This window comes from Chitinophaga eiseniae (assembly GCF_012641265.1).
In the GTDB taxonomy this organism is placed as follows: domain Bacteria; phylum Bacteroidota; class Bacteroidia; order Chitinophagales; family Chitinophagaceae; genus Chitinophaga; species Chitinophaga eiseniae_A.
On record NZ_JABAHZ010000009.1, the window covers coordinates 199,382 to 217,869 of the forward strand.

Below are 18,488 nucleotides of genomic sequence, written 5' to 3' on the forward strand. Positions count from 1 at the left end.
TGAGTAGATCTGTTCCCTTAGAAAGAAACCCTTACCTGGAAACCTAATGAACGGAAACTTGGCAAAGACATAAACTCCAGTCCCTGGGCATTGCCGGCGCCATTCACACCTTCCGGGTTGATATGATCCGGTAAGGAAGTATAGAGATAGAAAAGATCTCTTCCCACGAGTGACAGCGATGCTGACTGGAATACTTTTGTCCGTTTGATAAAGCTTGATGGCACCTGGTAGTTGATGGATATTTCTCTCATCTTCACCCAGGTATTTTCCAGGACGGCATTCCTGTCGATCCAGTCACTTCCTTTTAAGCCGCCACCCAGGTCAGTACTGCTCCACACACCATAAGGCATATATTTATAATAATAGTGTACTACGTTGTCGTTGATCTTACCATCAGGAAACACACCCGGTAAAATCACCCCCCAGTTGGTTTTAGTACCATCCGGTGTAGTATAAGGCAATCCGCCTCCATCTCTTTCTTTCAGCGTTTCTCTTGCCTGTCCCTGTTGCATAATAGTAGCATAGGTACCAGACCATACATCACCGCCTATTTTTGCATCAATCAACGTGCTTACAGAGAAATTTTTGTACGTAAAAGTATTGGTAATACCACCGGTTAATTTAGGCGTCGAATTACCCAATGGCACCAGTCCATCAGTAGCCTGGTACAACGTACCATTCATTTCCGGCTTGCCGTAAGGACTTGCTACCATCAATGGCAGATGTGTTTTTGGATCATACACATAGTCATAACCGTAAATGGTACCAAACTGGTCGCCTACGTGAGCGGATATTACCGGACCGTGCGCACCACCATCACCCCAGGCGCTGGCCATATCTACGCGGTCAGTTCCATCAGATAAAGACAGCAGCTTATTGTTGTTATGCGCCAGGTTAAGGGAGACATCCCAACTGAAGTCTTTCTGTGCTACCACTTTTGCCCGCAGGATCAATTCTATACCGGAATTTTCCAGTACGCCGGAGTTGACAATAATGCTGCTCACTCCTGAGCTGATAGGCAGCGGAGAACTCAATATCTGGTTACGTGATTTTCCTTTATAATACCTGAAATCTGCGTTCAACCGGTTGTTCAGGAAGCCCAATACCAACCCGAAGTCGGCAGTAGTATTGATAGCCGGCTTGTAGTTGAGCGCCGGCAAACTACCCGGCAGCATGGTTGCCGCTTGTCCTGCAAACGTAGAAGTACCATAAGTATAGTTAATCTGGTAAGGAGCCGGATCGGTAGCCGCCTGTGCCCAGGCTACTCTTACTTTACCGAAGCTCAATACAGATGGATCTATCTTAAACGCATCGGAGAATACAAAGCTACCGGCGAAAGACGGGAAGAAATAAGACCATTGGCCTTTAGGCAACGCAGAAGACCAGTCATTACGACCCGTGATATCCAGGAACAGGTAATCCTTATACGACAGGTTGAGGAAACTGTACATGGAGTTCATACGTTTACGCAACTGGCTTTCGGTGGTCGGATGCGGATTACCCAGGTAAGTACCCGAATTCAGTGAATATACATACGGCATCGCCCAGTTATCGTTGTAGTTGAACATACCGGAGGCATCCCGCTGGTAGATAGTTCCACCCAAGGAGAACTTACCGCTAAAATCGCCGCCAAATATTTTATCCTTATGCAGGGTACCAATGAAGTCCATGTTGGATGCATTGTCGCGCTCTACGCCATGGGCATAGTATCCTTTGATCCCTAACACATCTGTCGGCGTATTTTTAGTCGTCAGCTCATTGGTGTTATTATCCAAACCACCCCGGAAAATGAAGTCCAGGAAATCAGTAGCTTCATAATTCAGTTGTACGCCAGCCAATAATTTGCGCCTGTTCTGGTCGGTATTATTTTCCATGATGTTCCATACAGTAGCGCCACCATTACCTACCCAGGGGAAGTTGGTGAGCTGGTTCTGAGAACCATCAGGATTTTTGTAGATGGGAATATCTTCTCCCCGGTAGTTTCTGCCGGCATTATATACCAGGCGTTTCATCCAGGAGTTACCATCATCATTACCCAGCTGCGGCGGGTTATGATATTGGTTTACGATATAGGAAGAGGTGAGCTGTACACTTACTCTCTTCGTTAATTTCATATTGGCGCCCAGGTTGAAAGTATTGCGATAGTATTTGCTGTTGGGCAATACGGCCGAATTATCCAACCGGGAGAAAGACGCACGGATAGATCCCCATTCATTACCGCCAGACAGTGACACGTTGTGGGTGGATTGCATACCATTACGGAAAAGCAATTTGATATTGTCGGGTTGTGGTACATCCGCTTTCTGGGTACCATCCCACCAGGTGATCATTTTACCATCCATTTTTGGTCCCCAGGAAACGCCGGAGCCGGGCCATCCTACCTGGTTATAGGTATTGATGCCATAAGGACCGGAGCCTGTTTTAGGATCCACATACATACCATTCCAGTTCTCAGTGAGCCGCGGATTATTGCCGTTGGCATCTGTGAGGTATTGGGGAGCGTTGAGCGACACCATACCACCCGCGCCATATTCATTTTGCAATTGCAGGTAGCGGTAAGGATCTACGGTTTTATAACCGTACGTATAATCTACGCCCAGGCCGTTGCGTTTGTTCCCTTTTTTAGTGGTGATGAGAATAACGCCGTTGGCGCCTTTACCACCGTACAATGCGGCGGCAGTGGGGCCTTTCAGCACGCTGATAGTTTCAATATCTTCCGGGTTGATCATGTTGATCGGGCTACCGAAATCTTTAGGGGAACTGGTATTGCTGGCGTCTGCATTGTTGCCGGCATACAGAGCGCTACCGGTAGGAGCAGAACGTACATCATACGGGCGTGCCAGGTCGTTGGCCATTGGCATACCATCTACAATGATCAGCGGTTGGTTATCGCCCTGGATAGTATTGTTACCACCAATTACGATGCGGGTAGTACCTCCATCCACACCGTTGGGGCTGGTTACATTTACGCCGGCCATTTTACCTGCCATAGCGTTCAGTACGTTGGGCGCATTGGAGCGGGCCACTTCTTTACCAGCTACTTCTTCCTGGGAATACCCCAATGTTCTTACGTTTCTTTTGATACCCAATGCCGTAATCGCCACTGCATCAAGCGAGGTGGCGGAAGACATCATTACGATGTTCATGATGCCATTCCCGCTAACAGTAACCCGTTGCTGGGCAAAGCCCACAGAAGAAAAGATCAGCACATCGCCTTCTTTGGCTTCCAGCTCAAAGTGTCCATCTACATTGGTAACGGTACCCCTGTTGGTGCCGGCGATCATGATGTTAATGCCGGGCAGGGGATCGCCCTCCTTTGATTTTACGAAGCCGCTGATTTTCTGGAAAAGTACATTCAAACCATCTATCTCCATGCCGCCTTCATTACTGTCCTCTTTCTTCAGTACAATCTGTTCATTGATCACTTCAAAAGTGATGTGCAATGGGCTGAGCAAGCGGTATAATACCTCTCCTAATTGCTCATCGCGGGCAGTGACCGCAATACGTTGGCGCGCCGGCAGCGTATTATTGCTATAGGTAAAGTTGACGGATGTTTTCTCCGTAATAGTTTTGAGTATACTGCGCAGATCACTGGGCGGCATATTTAATGACACCTTTTTACTCAAAACTTCCTGCGCGTGAACATTTTTTGCAAATGTGCAGGTAATCAGGCAAAACAGAAGCGCTATTTGTAGTAAGGCAACCCTCATAAAAAATATGACAGTCCTGTTGGAGTTTGCAAATTTGTGCATAACTTCAAATGTTTTGTTGTGATTAATAAAATCGATTAGTACGACAATTCATTTCCTGTGCAGTTGTCCAGACATTACAGGAAAAATTACCCGGGTGGCGATGTTAGCGCATCGCCACTTTTTTTTTGGTTGATACATTATGTAAACATTGGGTTCGTTTTTCGAGAATTACAAGTGATTTACAAGTGAATAACAAGCGATTTATAAGTGAACAATACGGTTAGTTACAGGGTTTGCCGGTAATAAATACCTGGCCTTCCCTGATAGCATAACTGGCGTTGATAGCCGCGCAGATAATCTTTAACTTATTTTCAAACGTTTCATTCCTGATAGTGGTGGTGACAAGGCACTTGCCAAACGTTTCCTCGCTGGCATTAATCTTAATGCTGTAGGCGCTTTCCAGTGCTTTAAAAATGCTGAGGACCGGTGCATTATCGAACGCAAAAGCGGGTATTTCTGCCGCCGGCTGGAGGGCTGCCAGCTGTTCGCTGTTCAGCGAATCGGCTACAAAGGCAGCGGTGCGGGCATCGAACCGCAATTGATGACCGGGTGTAATAATATAACTGTGTTGCTTATCGGTTATGCTGCACACCGCAATTTTTCCTGTCTTTACGGTAACAGTGAGGCTGCCATTTTCTTCCGACACATTAAAACTGGTGCCCAGTACGCGGATGGCTACTTTGGGTGTATATACATAAAATGGCCGTTCCGCATCTTTGGCGATATCGAAAAAAGCATTTCCTTTCAGGTATACTTCTCTTTTAGACTGAGTAAGAAAGGCGTCGTGCTTGATGGTAGCGCCCGTTTTTAATATAACGGAAGAGCCGTCTGTAAGCCACGCTACCTGGTCGGTAGCACTGGTATTAACCCGCACCAGCTGTTGCTGTTCCATATGGCTTTGCAGCTTATCGGCCAGCAGGTTTTCTTTTGTAGCGGATTTCCGGGAGATAGATACCATTGCGATACCACCCGCTATTACAGCCGCTGCCGCCCACCACCATTTACGCAGGGAAGTTACCCTGGCGGTAGTTTGTACCGGCGCCGGCACTTCCTTGTCCAGATACTCATCAAGAGAGGCATACACTTCTTCCAGCAAACGGCGGTCTACCTGGTGGGGCATAGTTTTACCCAGAGACTGCACCATTGCCCGGGCTTTTTCCAGCACAGGCACCCGCTCGGGATGGTCTGCCATCCATTGTTCCCAGCGTGCGGTATTCGCTGCATCGGGAAACAATACCCATTGAACAAAATGGTCGTCCTGGATAAATTCCCAGGTATCCTCTCCGAAATGCTTCATGCAACGATGATTTAAACGGCAATAAACTGCCCTTTCATCATAAATGACAAAAGCTTTGTTTTTATACTCAAAAAAAATAAAGTTTTTTTAACTTTTCTTTGAAACACCCTACCATCAAGAACATTAATAGGGCTAATGAAGGAAAAATGAGGGCCGCTTATAGAAAGGAATAAAAGGTTTCCAGCAAACGCCGGGCAAAAGGAGTAGTTTCCAGGGTTTCTTTAATACGTCCCAGCGCATTGTAAAGGAGGTTGCTGACGGACTGGTATTTCATATGCATCATTTCGGCAATCTGGGCATTGGTAAAGCCCATATAAAAGCGGAGCATAATAATTTCCTGCTGACGCCGGGATAACTTTTTAATGGCATTGTTCAGCAACTGACTGCGTGAATCTTTTATTTCTGTATCAATAATTTGCTCTTCTACAGTGGCTTCCGGCTGAATATGATCGTGCAGGTATTGGTCTTGCTTACCAGTGATACTCCTGTATTGGTAATTGGCCCTGATCAATTTATACTTAAGACTACGGCACAAATAAAACCGTATGGCTACGTCCTCACTCACTTGATCCCGGCTATTCCATATCTCTATAAAAAGATCATGAATCATGTCTTTCAGTTTCTCCTGGTCGGTACAAAACCGGAAGCCATATTGAAACAAGTACACGGTGTATTCCCGGTAAATGAAGGTAAAGGCAGCTTTGTCTCCAGCTTTAAATCGCTTCCATAAAGCCGCTTCGTCAAAACGAACATCTTTCATTGCAGGCATGCGTGGATCTTTTACAGCAAAACTGATTTTGGTCTTAATAATAGCTGGCTAAAACTTTTATAAGTAGTGTCAATGTAGCTATTTTTTACCAATTGATCAAAAATCGTTCAAATAGCATTTGTGATGCACATAAAAATATCAGTCATCCAGCCACCTGGCAGCCAAAACAATAAATGTAAATAAAACAGTTATCCGCTTCCGGCAAAATATTACCGGGTATTTAACCGGCGGTAAAAGATAAAATACACTATCAACCAGATAATATTGTCGATCAGCACCGGAAGCGATCATCTTATTTTTGACGGACATTGATTTTAAACAATACTGCTACTATGACCGGACCATTTATCAAACACACCCTGTATGCAGCTACCCTGGCTATTGCCATGACCCAGGCGGCAGTGGCGCAGCAACTGCCCGTTACCAAGGGTCCTTATCAACCTACAGATGCATCCCTTCAACAATACAAGTACCCCGATTGGTTCCGCGACGCCAAATTTGGTATCTGGGCACATTGGGGGCCACAGGCCGTACCCCGTATGGGCGACTGGTATGCCCGCCAGATGTATGAAGAAGGCAGCGCCGACTACCAATACCACGTGGCACATTACGGGCATCCCTCCAAATCCGGCTATAAGGATATCATCCCCTTATGGAAAGCAGAAAAATGGGATCCGGAAAAATTAATGGCACTCTATAAAAAGGCCGGGGCGCGGTATTTTGTGAGTATGGGCAGTCACCACGACAACTTCTTCCTATGGAACTCCCGCCTCCACCCCTGGAACGCCGTAAAAATGGGCCCGAAAAAAGATGTGGTAGGCCTTTGGCAAAAGGCTGCCAAAAAAGAAGGACTTTATTTCGGTGTATCTGAACACCTGGCCGCCAGCTATACCTGGTTCCAGCCCAGCCATCGCGCCGATAAAGCTGGTCAGTACAAAGACGTTCCTTACGATGGCAATGACACCGCCTATGCCTCCTTATATCATACCCGCGCCGCCGACAACGACAATGGCTGGCTCACCACCAATCCTGCCTGGATGAAAGTATGGTACGACGATGTAAAAGAACTGGTAGAAACCTATCATCCGGACCTCCTCTATTCCGACAGCCAGCTACCCTTTGGAGATACCGGCCGGAGTATGCTGGCTAACTTTTACAACGACAACCTGCAATATCACAAAGGCAAAGCAACGGCCGTTTACAACTGTAAACAACCATCCGATGGCAAGTGGGCCCAGGACCTGGAAAGAGGCGTACAGGATAGTATCAGCCCCTTCCCCTGGCAAACAGATACCTCTATCGGCGACTGGTACTACCGTACCGGCCAGCATTATAAATCGGCTACCGATATTCTGCGCATGCTCGCCGATATTGTCAGCAAAAACGGGAACCTGCTGATCAACATCGTACAAACACCGGAAGGCGACCTGGAACCGGATATGCTGCAGACCCTCGATGAAATAGGCCAATGGATGGCCGTAAACGGAGAAGGAATTTACGGCAGTCGCCCCTGGAAAGTTTTCGGAGAAAAATCCGACAACACGGCCACTATCAAAGCAGGTAATTTTAACGAAGACAAAATAAAATACACCGCCGAAGATATCCGGTTTACCACCCGCAACAACTACCTTTATGCATATATCCTCGACAAGCCCACCAAGGCTATACGGATCAAAGCATTAGGCAGCAACGCCAACCTGAATCATAAAAAAATTACGGCTATACAACTGCTGGGTAGTAAGGAACCGCTGAAATGGAAAGTGGAAGCAGATGCACTGGTCATTGACATGCCCGTACAACTGCCCTCCTGGACCGTTACCGGCCTGAAAATCAGCCTGAAATAAGACAATGATATGATGCACGAACTGATCTGTTCTTCTCCCGGTCATCTGACCTATGCGCGCACGGACTTACCTGTATTGACACCGGGTCATGCCATCATCAAAATTAAACGGATAGGCATCTGTGGTACAGATCTGCATGCCTTTGAAGGCACGCAACCTTTCTTTCAATATCCCCGGGTACTGGGACATGAATTGTCGGGGGAGCTGGTGGCCTTTGACAATGCGCCCGGTTTCCGCGAAGGCGAGGCCGTTACCTTCATTCCCTACTTCAGCTGCGGCGCCTGTATTGCCTGCCGGCGGGGACTCTCCAACTGCTGCGAGCAAATCAATGTGTTTGGTGTACACAGCGACGGAGGGATGAAAGAATATATTTCCATTCCTTCTACATCGCTGCTGCATGGCGAAGGGCTGAGCTACGAGGCACTGGCACTGGTAGAGCCGCTGGCGATTGGCGCCCATGCCGTGAGGCGGGCCGCTATACAACCCGGCGAATATGTGCTGGTGACCGGCGCGGGGCCTATAGGTCTGGCTGCTATGGAGTTTGCCCGCATTGCCGGCGCCCGGGTGATTGCGCTGGATGTCAACGCCGAACGCCTGGAATATTGCACCTCCAGGTTCCAGGTACCCTTTGCAGTCAACGCCCGCGATGCCGATGCCCGGGAACAGGTAAAAGCCATCACCGGGGGCGATATGCCCACGGTAGTCATGGATGCCACAGGCAATCTGCAAGCCATGAATAACGGCATCTACTACCTCGCACACGGAGGCCGCTATGTACTGGTAGGCCTGCAAAAAGAAGCCCTGAGCTTCTCCAACCCAGAATTGCATAAACGGGAAACAACCCTGCTTTGCAGCAGGAATGCCACCCGGGCCGATTTTGAACACGTGATCAGTTGTATTCAACAGGGGCTCATCAATCCCGCAGCGTATATTACCCATCATATCGATTTTATGGCGGTAAAAGATGCCTTCCCGTCGCTGGCCGATCCGGCCACCAAAGTGATTAAAGCGATGGTGACCCTGTAAATAACGAATGATGACAGAAAACAACTATTTTAGCGCTATCTGATGACTGTCTTAATCCACCACGTGCATGAAAGCAGTATTAAAAAATGTGTCTACCTCCCCTGAGTGTTCCTTTACCGTGAGAAGGGACATCGGAGAAAAAATGCGCAATAACTGGCATTACCATCCCGAACTGGAGCTGCTGTACATCAAGAAAAGTTCCGGCACCTGGCTGATAGGCGACTATATTGGTCCTTTTGCAAGCGGGGATGTGGTGCTGATAGGCGCCAACCTACCCCACTCCTTCCGCCATGAGGAAACATTTGTATGCGAGCAGAAAGATGTTTCCGGGGAAGCTGTGGTAGCCTTATTCAAGCAGGATATTACACCGATGCTCACCGCTTTGCCGGAAATGCGAAAACTCACACACTTGTTATCGCTTTCGCGACTGGGACTGAAAGTAGAAGCACCTACCGCCACCAAAGTGGCCCGCATGATGGAAGAGCTGCCAGACCAATCGCCCGGCAGCCGTTTGCTGTCTTTGTTGCAAATTCTTTTCCTGATTGCCGACAGCGGCAACTACCGGTTGCTGTCTACCCAAAGTATACCAGCTAGTACCGGTCACCATGAAAATGAACGGCTAAAAGCGGTGATGGAATATACCCTCACCCATTTTAAAAATAAAGTCAGCCTGGAAGAAGTAGCTGCCATCATGCACATGACCAGCACTTCTTTCTGCCGGTATTTTAAAATACAGAAAGGTATCACCTATGTGCGCTTTATCACGGAACTAAGAATAGGCCATGCCTGTAACCTGCTGATAGAATCGGATGCCAGTATCAGTGAAATCTGCTATGAATGCGGCTATAACACCCTCTCCCACTTCATTAACATGTTTAAACTGATTACCGGGAAAACACCCATGGAGTATAAGAAATTTCATTGCCGCCTGGATATAAGATAATAAATGGCCCCCGGACAATTGTCCGGAGGCCGGTGAAACAGAGACAACATATGTCGCTTTACTGCCCTTTCCGGTAAAGTACTATCTACCGGGCATTTGAAGTGCCATCGAAATTTGCGTAATCATTTACTGCGTATGGGGATCCATGTTATGTGGCTTCGTTTGCCTGTGCTAAAATGCATGGGTTTCCGTTTAAGGATACTATAGTCAGTTATGAGGATATTGGTTTTCACTTATAAAACGGGATAAAACGCGTATCCCCCTATTCGTGGAAATTTCCGGTTGTCGTGTATATTTACATCCTATGGAGCTGAGCGATGCTATTTCACTGATTAATCACCCTTATTTCAACAGGAGTCCCCACCAGGTATGGGCGGATCTGGGCGCCGGCAGCGGCTTATTTACCTTTGCGCTGGCACATTTGCTGGGCAGCAACAGTAGCGTGTATGCCTATGATAAAGCACCGGTGCAGTTACTGTCTTTACCCGATCCACCAGGGGTAAATATTCGCACCGGGCAACTGGATTTTGTAGCAACACCGCTGCCCCTTCAACACCTGGATGGCATGCTGATGGCTAACTCCCTTCATTATGTGGCCAACAAAACCGCTTTTATCCGGGAAATACAATCACATCTTCAGCCCAATGGCGTTTTCCTGGTTGTAGAATACGATACGGCTGCCGCCAATGCGTGGGTACCTTATCCTGTTCCTTTTAAGGAGCTGGTACAGCTGTTCCGGCAGCAGGGTTTTGACAACGCAATTAAAATAAATGAACGCCCCTCCGTGTTCCGGTCAGGGACTATGTATGCGGCGCTGTTCAGTAGAAAATAAGGCACGCAAAGGTGGGGAATAAAGCCCGCAAAGGCGGAAAGAAGCAAAGCAGCAAAGAGAGTAAGTTTTATACTTCTTTGCTGCTTTGCTTCTTTCCACCTTTGTGTGACTATTTTGGGCGGCCTTTGGTTTTAGGAATGGCCTTGCAACAATTGCCGTTGCTGTCTAACGGATCTGCCAGGTATACGCCATTCACTTTCTTGTCTATCTTCTCTGTATACTCCGCATCTACATTGATTCTTCCTTTCTTTATTTCATAAAACCGGGAAGGAAGATAGTAGATAGAATCGGCCGAAGGATGAGGCTTAGGCGCTTCGCTGCCGCCAAACTCCAGCTGTCCATCGTGGTCATAGTCTTTTACATCGGAAGCCACGGCGGTGAGCAGGGAATCAGCAATAGAATTGTTGATACCGAATACGATCAACCTGTTTTTATTGGGAGCGGCGGTCACTTCCAGGAACAGGAACACGTTTCCTCCGTCTTCAATAAGGCGGTTACGCCGGCTGTTATATACAATCTTGTCGGGCGACAACTGGTAGGTTTTGTTGCCGTTTACGAAAATAGTGCCTTTATATACCGCAATCAGCTGTTGTTTGCTGCTGGTAAAATGAAGGTTTTCAGTGGCTTTCTGAGCCAGCGCCGGTAGGCTGATCAATAGCAACAGGCAGTAGCTGAGTCGTTGGAGCATAGTATAGTTTTTAATTCTGCCCTGAACTTAAGCAAAATTCCCCGACTTTCAGTCGCCAGATAAGCGTATGTTTTTCTTACGGCATCATTGCATTTACCAAATGTGCTTATTATATTGTTATGACTTTATACCCCGGTACAACGGATAGTTACCTCCTCTCAAAAAATAACTGTTATGAAAAAATTATGCTGCATCCTGTTACTATGCGCCTTTGTTGCCTTTCCATCAGCCCTGCTCCGCGCTGAAAGAAGCAGTACCGCCCGTTTCTTTAGTATTGGTCTTAATGTGTACAATGGCACCACCTACACCGGTTCCATTTACCTCTACGGCCCCACTAACGTCAGCGCCTATCTGAACCCGTCTTCCGGTTCTTCTTATGGCCCATTAACCGCAGGCGTGTATACCATTAACATGTATACCTCTGCCCCCGGTTCACACACCTTTACTTTTGCCGGGCAATCCATTACCACCAGCTCCGGCTACGCTACCTTTAACAATGTAAATATTACAGGTACCGTTTTCGCCAGTATTTACTGATCCGTGCATTACCTGTTGTAAAACATTCTCCGGGCTGATTCATTCATCGAGGTAATTTCCCCCGCAATTGTTTGAACAGGTAACAACGCGTAGAATGCCGGGGCAGGCGCCCCGGCATTCTTATTGAAATGAGGAAAAGAGGTTATTATTTCACATACTCAAAGCTGGGCGCTGCATGTAACCCATTGCCGATAGGTATATTCATCAATCCCAACGCCTGGTACTTGAGGTCGTACATCATGATGACCGCTTCCCTTAACTTCTCTTTATCACCATTCACGGTATCATGTAATGCCCGCAGCATGTCGCAATAACTTTTATTAAACTGGTACATCATGCCCCATTCTTCAGTGCCCTTCTTGAAATCTTTCATCTTGATATTTTCTTTGACAGGATGCACCTGGTCCCAGGCTACGGGCAACTTTGCACCGGTAGGGCCGCTTTTGGGCGTATCGGTAGGCCGGTAGTAACGCTCTTCATGAATTTCATTGAAGCGGAAGTAGTGGGCATACTCTACCTCTTCTCCGAATAACAGGTGATCGCTGTCTTCTATGGTACCATCAATGCCTTCGCCCTGCCCCACTATTTCAGCAATCGCTTCATGGGCAGAAGCCAGGTCGTGTACGACCACCACTCCTCCGCCGCCGCCATAAAACTGCTCTGGCGTAATTTGCCGGGATGCTTTCCCGGTGAAAATATTTCCTTTTGCCTGCAGCCTTTCCATGCCATCCAGGATGGCCTCGTAGAATTGCCCGATAGAAGCATAACGGTCTGCCTCCGGCGGGGCCCCTTTCCCACTGGGCTTTTCTATCTTCAGGAAAGTTTCAATAGCCGGCCTGGAAAATTTTTGCAGGTTCACTTCAAACGACTGGTTGCTATGAGGCAGGTAGGTAGGATATTCCGGGATGAAGCCAGGATGCGAAATATCCGGACGCCCGTCCACAGCATTCAGGATATTGCAAGCCAATATCATGTGTAACATCTCTTCCATCACTACTCCTTTGATAATCCTGGCAGCAACCTCATTGGTATTTTCCCGGATGGAGTACAGGGCAAACAGGTAGGGCGGAATGGTGGAGTGTTCCAGCTCAATAGCCACCTGTAAATGTTTACGCAGGCTGTCCAGTGTAGTGATCTTGTTAAAATCGGTCAGCGTGGGCTCTCCGCTTCGCACCAGGCGGTGGCGAATGCCGGAAATCAGTTGATTCGTTTCCATATGTGGGATGGATTAAATGAATGATTATTTAAGTGCTTTCAATACATTTTCTGCGGCAGCAAATGACAGCGCAGCGAGGGTGAGCGTGGGATTGGAAGTTCCCAGCGTTGCCATATTCCCGGCGCCGACCAGGAACAGGTTTTTATGATCCCAGGCCTGCTGATCACGGTTCACTACCGAATTTTTGGCCGTGGTACCCATGCAATGTGTGCCTACCACATGTCCTGCGCCGCGGAAAACATAGCCCTGCCCGTCGTAGGTGGTATAGTCCGGTTCATTAGACGGGTAGCTGGTAAAGTCCTGCACCCCCATGCCCGCAAAAATCTGGTCTGACACGCTTTTGGAAGCTTTGAAAGCTTTTTTCGTATAATCAGACACGTTATAGTCGATCACCGGGCGATAGTTGCCGATATTGTCGAGGTATTTTTTGCTGATAGTAACCCGGTTGCTTTTTTCGGGTAACTGCTCACATTCGAAATGCAGCAGCAGCTGCCGTGACAATAAATCGCCCAGGTAATTTTTCAGGTCGTTGCCAAACAAGTTGAGCGTAGACACGGCATGATCCAGGTCGGTATCGGGTGAACCGGTGGGCCAACCCCAGCCCCAGTTATCGATCGGTGATATCCAGGCGGCATGCTGCTTACGGAAACTACCGTCGCGGAAAGTGGGGATGTTGGTGGTAGATCCCGGGCCGCGGAAAGGAAATACCTTTTCTTTCATCAGTCCCCAGGTGAGCAGCACCATATGGTCCATGAGATTGCGCCCTACCTGGTCGCTGGTTTTGCAGGCATCGGAGGCCAGCAGTAATTTGGCATTCTCAATGGCGTTTGCGGCCAGCACGTAAATTTTTCCTTTGGCTATCCCGCTCACATATTCCTTGCTATCGGCCTGTGGGTATTGTTTATAGGCTACCCCGGTAATGTTGCCCGTGCTGGAATCGATTTGGATTTCCGTGGCCACAGTCTGACTCATCAGGGTAAGATGTTCTTTTTTTGCGCTCTTCAGCGTTTTCAGCGCGTTGTATTTTGCCTGTACGGGGCAGATGGGTACGCAGCTGGCATTGCCTTCGCAACGCTGTCCGGCATAAGGATCCCAGATAGCGCCTACCGGCTCATATACCTCGCTCCTTTTGGGGAAAGGCTGCATTTCCAGCTTTTTCTTAGTGGCATTCCATCCGGTGCCCGCGTAGCGGTATTTTTCATTGGGTGTAGAATTCCTGCCTTGCGGAGTGCTGGTACACCAGGGCACGTATACATCGCCGTTCAGCGATACTTTGAGGCCATTGAGCCCCTCTATGAAATGCTTGTCGATATAGCTCTGTGGAATTTTATACATGGGGAACACATAATCTTTCCCGAAAAAATCACCACCCATATTAGGATAATGCTGTTCCTGCACGTCGCAGGACACCCCTATTTCCCGCTCTGCCATTTCGTAATAAGGTTTTAGGTATTCATAGTCGATAGGCCAGTCGACCGCCTGCCCATATTCAGTATGCATTTTAAAATCGTTTGGCAGCATCCGCAGGCAGGTACCCAGCCAATGCAGGGTGGTACCTCCTGCCGCGCGGGCATAGTCGCTGGCAAAAGGCAGCGGACCATTCTGTACAAAATATCCCTTCGTATCCGGCTTGCCGTTGATCTGGGTCATGTCCAGCACATTGGGCGACTCCGCATCTTTTACATCGGGATAAGGAGCATTAGGTACTTTTGCCAGGGCCAGGTAATAAGAACGCAGGTATTCCTGGTAATTCTTATAGGCGCCATCGGTGTCGAATGCCATGCCGGCTTCCAGTCCTGCTTCCAGCAGCAGCACCTGTTTGCCAGCCTGGGTAAGCGTTTTAGCTACAATAGCCCCGGCTATCCCGGAACCTACAATGACTACATCATATTCTTTGTTTTCCATTTCTAAGGATTTTTACAGGATGAGGTAACTTCGTATAGTCGTAATTGTTATCATGACAAAGGGGCAATACTCCAGGAGCCGAAGCCAGGTTGTTTGGAACCTTCCGGGTGGCTTCCCATCGCCTGCCATATCAGTCCCTGCTGGTAGGCTGCCGGGGAGATAAAATGATTTTCATTTCCTTTCACGCCTTTACCATATTTGGCGATCCAGGCATCGGGCAAGGGTAGCCAGGCGCCCCAGTACCATAACTGGATAATGTTGCGGGTAACAGGCCCATACTGCAGGCTGGCCAGTAATTGCTGCCTGATTTCCCGGTCCAGCGCGGGAGCTTTGTCATGGGTATGTTGCAGGATATCTGCCGTCACTGCGAGGAAATCGTCCATCCGATCATCACCAATAATGCGGCGCACGGCATGGTAATAATCGGTAGCCATCCCCGTAGCGAGCAGCGCTACCCTGGAATAACCGGTAAGCGGCACTGAAATGGCAATAAAATTGTCCAGACCAGCTGTTGTCTTTTCCATAAAATGCGATTTAAATTTTAGTATATACAGGAGAGAAGACCGCTGTAGCGCGGCCTCTTAAAAAGGGGCATCGTATATAGGCTACTGTTATTCATGTCCCATCGGGTATAGCATACCCGCCAACAGCGTACCGCCACATGACATTTTCCTGGAAAGCCTATGCACAACTAGGCATCCGTGACTTCAAACTGTATAATGGTATACCGTGGCAGCTGAACACCGGGCATGCCGGGTATGGAGAAAAATTGACCGGCGGAGCAGCCGCCATTGGAATACAGGAGTGGGGAGACTTCCTTTTGAATGTGTGTAAACATTTGTCGGTCGTGTATTTGAGGGATTCATAAGAATTTTTCATGGCTGCCGGCTGCCTGTTATTATTTCCCGTACTTGCTATTGGTTCTCTGGTATTACGGACAGCGGGGCCTGGATAGTAGTTCTTTATAAATGTAGAATAAATTTCCAAAAGAAAGAAATTGATTATTACCAATTATTTGGAGTCCTGATCACATCTGGAATGGCCTACTTATAAAAAAGGTGGTATCAGTTTCGATACCACCTCTTCCACGCTGACGATTTTTTTACTGTCCCACCGCTAAGTTGGCGTCTACGTTACCCCAACCAAACTGGTTACTCTTATGCTGGCTCAGACTGGCAGCTCTTATCATACGCGCCACAATACTATCTTTAGGATAAGAAGGATATTTGCTCCATACCAAAGCAGCGATACCGGCACAGCTGGCGGTGGCTACGGAGGAACCACCAACAGTAGAAGGATCATTGCCTGTCATGGCCGTAGAAAGCGCCAGGTGGCCATTGGAAGCTTTTTCCATTACCACCGTAAACGCTACCTTGCTTCCCACGTGGCAGCTGCCGCAGCGGTCTGTGAGGTTATCTTTCATACCGGTGACTGCATAGACTTCCGGCTGATTTGCCGGGAAAATAACGCCTATAAAACTTCCGAAGAAACTATTGGAAGTACCGGCAGCACAAAAGATCAGTTTCTGTTTGTTATAGGCATAACGGATAGCATCTATGATCACACTCACGTCAATGATGGTACCCAGGCTCATACTGATGATCTTTACATCCGGATCATCTCCACCAAGGATATACGCATTGGTTACACCGGTTACCGTTTCTTGTGAAAGAATAACCACGTTTTCAGCAGCATGCACTGTTACCAGGTTGCTGTTATAAGCAATACCTGCCGCGCTGCCACTGGTGCCCCTGGGCGCAGCCAAAGCACCTGCCATGCTGGTACCGTGCCCACAAAGATCATCAGGAGTACCTCCCGGGTAAGTTACCAGCTTCTGAATAGTTCTGCCCGAAGAAGATCCCTGGTTAAATAAACTGCCAAAATTCGGCTGATCCGGACTCACACCGGTATCGATGATCATTACTTTTACACCACTACCGGTAGATTTTGCCCAGGCCTGTGGAATATTATGATAGGCATAATTCCAGGATTGCTTTGCACCCGGCGTAATGTTTGTGTAGTCGGCGCCAGCCACCAGACCTGGTTCAGCGGTATTACTGCCGCATCCGAAATTCAGCAGCGTAGACTCCACCCCCACCTTGCCATCAGGGACTTTACCCGCCATATACACGCCATAACCAATAGGCTCGGCGTAGCGCACCAGCTTAGAGTTTCTCAATGATTTCAGGGTAGCCATGCGACTCACCTTTACATTGATACTTGGCAGCTTGGTACGGGACAATACTACCACCTCCTTTTCTGTTAAGGCAGGATTGTCCTTTTTTTCATTTTCCACGATCAGGTTAATCACCTGCTGTTTTGCTTCTTTCCAACTTGCACTATTCAGATCAATCGCATGAATGTTATGACTGAGATCATTGAAATCTGCGGGCTGATAACCAACGGAGAGAATGCTGTCTCCCTGCACCAGGGCACTCCAGGCAATGTCGTTGCCGGCCATATCCCATTTAAAGTATCCGCTGTCAACTAATTTTTCGCGGATAAATCGATTGATAGCAGATTTGGGAACTGCCGCTACAGGGTTCTTCTCGTTTGAAATGGTACCTGTTTGAGCACTTTCATTTTTTCGACAGGAGAACAAGGCAAGGCACATCACTCCTGTCATCAGCAAATTAGAAGTTTTCATCTGTAAGAATTGATTGATTAAAAAATAATAAATGGAAACAGATTTTGGATTTCGGGTTTATTCAATGGTTTACCATTAGCGGACACAGGATAAGCCTGGTTCCGCTAAAAATAGTACTCCCTTTGCCGGACCATCAAATTGCCGGCAGTAAGAACCACTTTTTGTTTCGTATAGATGTAATAGTTATATACCCCCGGGAGGCATTTAAAATATTTACATCAACGTAAACAAAAAGTGATGTTGCTACAAAATTGCTGGGGCTTGCTGTGCAGGTGGAATGCGGAGCAGAGCATTTGCTATTCGTGCTTGCTATTAATTAGTATAGCAAGCAACAGGGCTTCAATAAATATAGGAATAATTCTTTAAGCTTTACAATTTTAATATAAAAAAGTCCCCTTCATTAAAACTATGCACGACCCCGATAACTAATGCAGGCACATTCACTACAGCCTGCTTTGTGAAATAACGGTCACACAAACGGCCATACGAAAGCATTGTAGCGTAAATATATTTTTTTTCAAGGATGAGTATGATCAGGAAAATACTCCCTTAACATGCTTCTGGTATGCTAATTGCATTTTCGGCCATTGACTACTATTCCGTAACCAAAAATTTTAATTTATGAAATCAATGCTTAAAATTGTTGGGATACTACTATTGGCTGCCATCGTATTTGCATCTTGCAGTAAAAACACTGACCCGGCAGACACAGATATTTTTGCAGGCACCTTCAGGGGAAAAATCGGCTACATTGATAATGAAAAAAATATTAGCCAGGCGAATGGCAGTGTCTTCGTTACAAAAATAGACACTCGTTATGATTTCCGCTTTTCCGATGGTATTCCTGACCTTACCGGCGTGCAGTTTGAAAAAAAAGACGCTAACACGTTAACAAGTGTTGGATCAGATGGCACCGGACTTATCACTATCAATAAAGATAAACTGGTGATCGGATTTACCAGGAACGGCAGAACGTGGACCGCAGATTGCAACCGCTAAATATCTATTGGCTATCGCCCGGCGCATCAGAAA

General features: G+C 47.5%; 15 protein-coding genes. 7 read left to right on the plus strand and 8 right to left on the minus strand.

The window, feature by feature from the left end; translation table 11 throughout:
• Positions 1–17 precede the first annotated feature (17 nt).
• The 3 genes from HGH91_RS27580 to HGH91_RS27590 form a co-directional block, all read right to left on the minus strand.
• On the minus strand, positions 18–3,602 hold the full coding sequence (locus HGH91_RS27580; protein WP_168742442.1) for a SusC/RagA family TonB-linked outer membrane protein: 3,585 nt from the start codon (positions 3,600–3,602) through the stop codon (positions 18–20).
• A 370-nt stretch (positions 3,603–3,972) separates the two neighbouring features.
• On the minus strand, positions 3,973–5,049 hold the full coding sequence (locus tag HGH91_RS27585; RefSeq protein WP_168742444.1) for a FecR family protein: 1,077 nt from the start codon (positions 5,047–5,049) through the stop codon (positions 3,973–3,975).
• Positions 5,050–5,206: 157 nt separating this feature from the next.
• Entirely contained in the window at positions 5,207–5,818 is a 612-nt protein-coding gene (locus HGH91_RS27590) for an RNA polymerase sigma factor (RefSeq protein WP_168742446.1), read from the minus strand.
• A gap of 332 nt (positions 5,819–6,150) precedes the next feature.
• Here HGH91_RS27590 and HGH91_RS27595 point away from each other — a divergent pair, with 332 nt between their 5' ends.
• The 4 genes from HGH91_RS27595 to HGH91_RS27610 all read left to right on the plus strand — a co-directional run bounded on the left by HGH91_RS27595 (position 6,151) and on the right by HGH91_RS27610 (position 10,463).
• Positions 6,151–7,662: an alpha-L-fucosidase gene (locus HGH91_RS27595; protein ID WP_211092452.1), complete on the plus strand. Its 1,512-nt coding sequence runs from the start codon at positions 6,151–6,153 to the stop codon at positions 7,660–7,662.
• 9 nt (positions 7,663–7,671) lie between these two features.
• A complete protein-coding gene (locus tag HGH91_RS27600; protein WP_247651860.1) occupies positions 7,672–8,688 on the plus strand; it encodes a zinc-binding alcohol dehydrogenase family protein in 1,017 nt (338 codons plus the stop codon).
• A 67-nt stretch (positions 8,689–8,755) separates the two neighbouring features.
• A complete protein-coding gene (locus HGH91_RS27605; protein ID WP_168742448.1) occupies positions 8,756–9,631 on the plus strand; it encodes an AraC family transcriptional regulator in 876 nt (291 codons plus the stop codon).
• A gap of 304 nt (positions 9,632–9,935) precedes the next feature.
• A complete protein-coding gene (locus HGH91_RS27610) occupies positions 9,936–10,463 on the plus strand; it encodes a class I SAM-dependent methyltransferase (protein WP_168742450.1) in 528 nt (175 codons plus the stop codon).
• A 109-nt stretch (positions 10,464–10,572) separates the two neighbouring features.
• Here the strand turns inward: HGH91_RS27610 and HGH91_RS27615 are convergent, their stop codons facing one another.
• The gene (locus HGH91_RS27615; protein ID WP_168742452.1) at positions 10,573–11,151 is read right to left on the minus strand and encodes a hypothetical protein; all 579 of its coding nucleotides are present in this window, start codon (positions 11,149–11,151) and stop codon (positions 10,573–10,575) included.
• A 174-nt stretch (positions 11,152–11,325) separates the two neighbouring features.
• Between HGH91_RS27615 and HGH91_RS27620 the strand changes: the two genes are divergently transcribed.
• The gene (locus tag HGH91_RS27620) at positions 11,326–11,688 is read left to right on the plus strand and encodes a hypothetical protein (RefSeq protein WP_168742453.1); all 363 of its coding nucleotides are present in this window, start codon (positions 11,326–11,328) and stop codon (positions 11,686–11,688) included.
• A 145-nt stretch (positions 11,689–11,833) separates the two neighbouring features.
• Here HGH91_RS27620 and HGH91_RS27625 read toward each other — a convergent pair whose 3' ends face one another.
• Genes HGH91_RS27625 through HGH91_RS27635 form a run of 3 tightly spaced genes read right to left on the minus strand, consistent with a single transcriptional unit; the run spans position 11,834 to position 15,333 of the window.
• Complete coding sequence (locus HGH91_RS27625; RefSeq protein WP_168742455.1) at positions 11,834–12,904, minus strand: ferritin-like domain-containing protein; 1,071 nt, start codon at positions 12,902–12,904, stop codon at positions 11,834–11,836.
• Positions 12,905–12,928: 24 nt separating this feature from the next.
• A complete protein-coding gene (locus tag HGH91_RS27630) occupies positions 12,929–14,809 on the minus strand; it encodes a GMC family oxidoreductase (RefSeq protein WP_168742457.1) in 1,881 nt (626 codons plus the stop codon).
• Between the two features lie 50 nt (positions 14,810–14,859).
• Entirely contained in the window at positions 14,860–15,333 is a 474-nt protein-coding gene (locus tag HGH91_RS27635; RefSeq protein ID WP_168742459.1) for a hypothetical protein, read from the minus strand.
• 137 nt (positions 15,334–15,470) lie between these two features.
• On the opposite strand from HGH91_RS27635, the gene HGH91_RS27640 reads away from it, so the two are divergent.
• The gene (locus HGH91_RS27640) at positions 15,471–15,677 is read left to right on the plus strand and encodes a hypothetical protein (RefSeq protein ID WP_168742461.1); all 207 of its coding nucleotides are present in this window, start codon (positions 15,471–15,473) and stop codon (positions 15,675–15,677) included.
• A 234-nt stretch (positions 15,678–15,911) separates the two neighbouring features.
• On the opposite strand, the gene HGH91_RS27645 is transcribed toward HGH91_RS27640, so the two are convergent.
• The gene (locus HGH91_RS27645; RefSeq protein ID WP_168742463.1) at positions 15,912–17,456 is read right to left on the minus strand and encodes a S8 family peptidase; all 1,545 of its coding nucleotides are present in this window, start codon (positions 17,454–17,456) and stop codon (positions 15,912–15,914) included.
• A 621-nt stretch (positions 17,457–18,077) separates the two neighbouring features.
• On the opposite strand from HGH91_RS27645, the gene HGH91_RS27650 reads away from it, so the two are divergent.
• Positions 18,078–18,455 (plus strand): hypothetical protein, encoded by a 378-nt coding sequence (locus tag HGH91_RS27650; RefSeq protein ID WP_168742464.1) that lies wholly within the window; start codon positions 18,078–18,080, stop codon positions 18,453–18,455.
• Positions 18,456–18,488 lie beyond the last annotated feature (33 nt).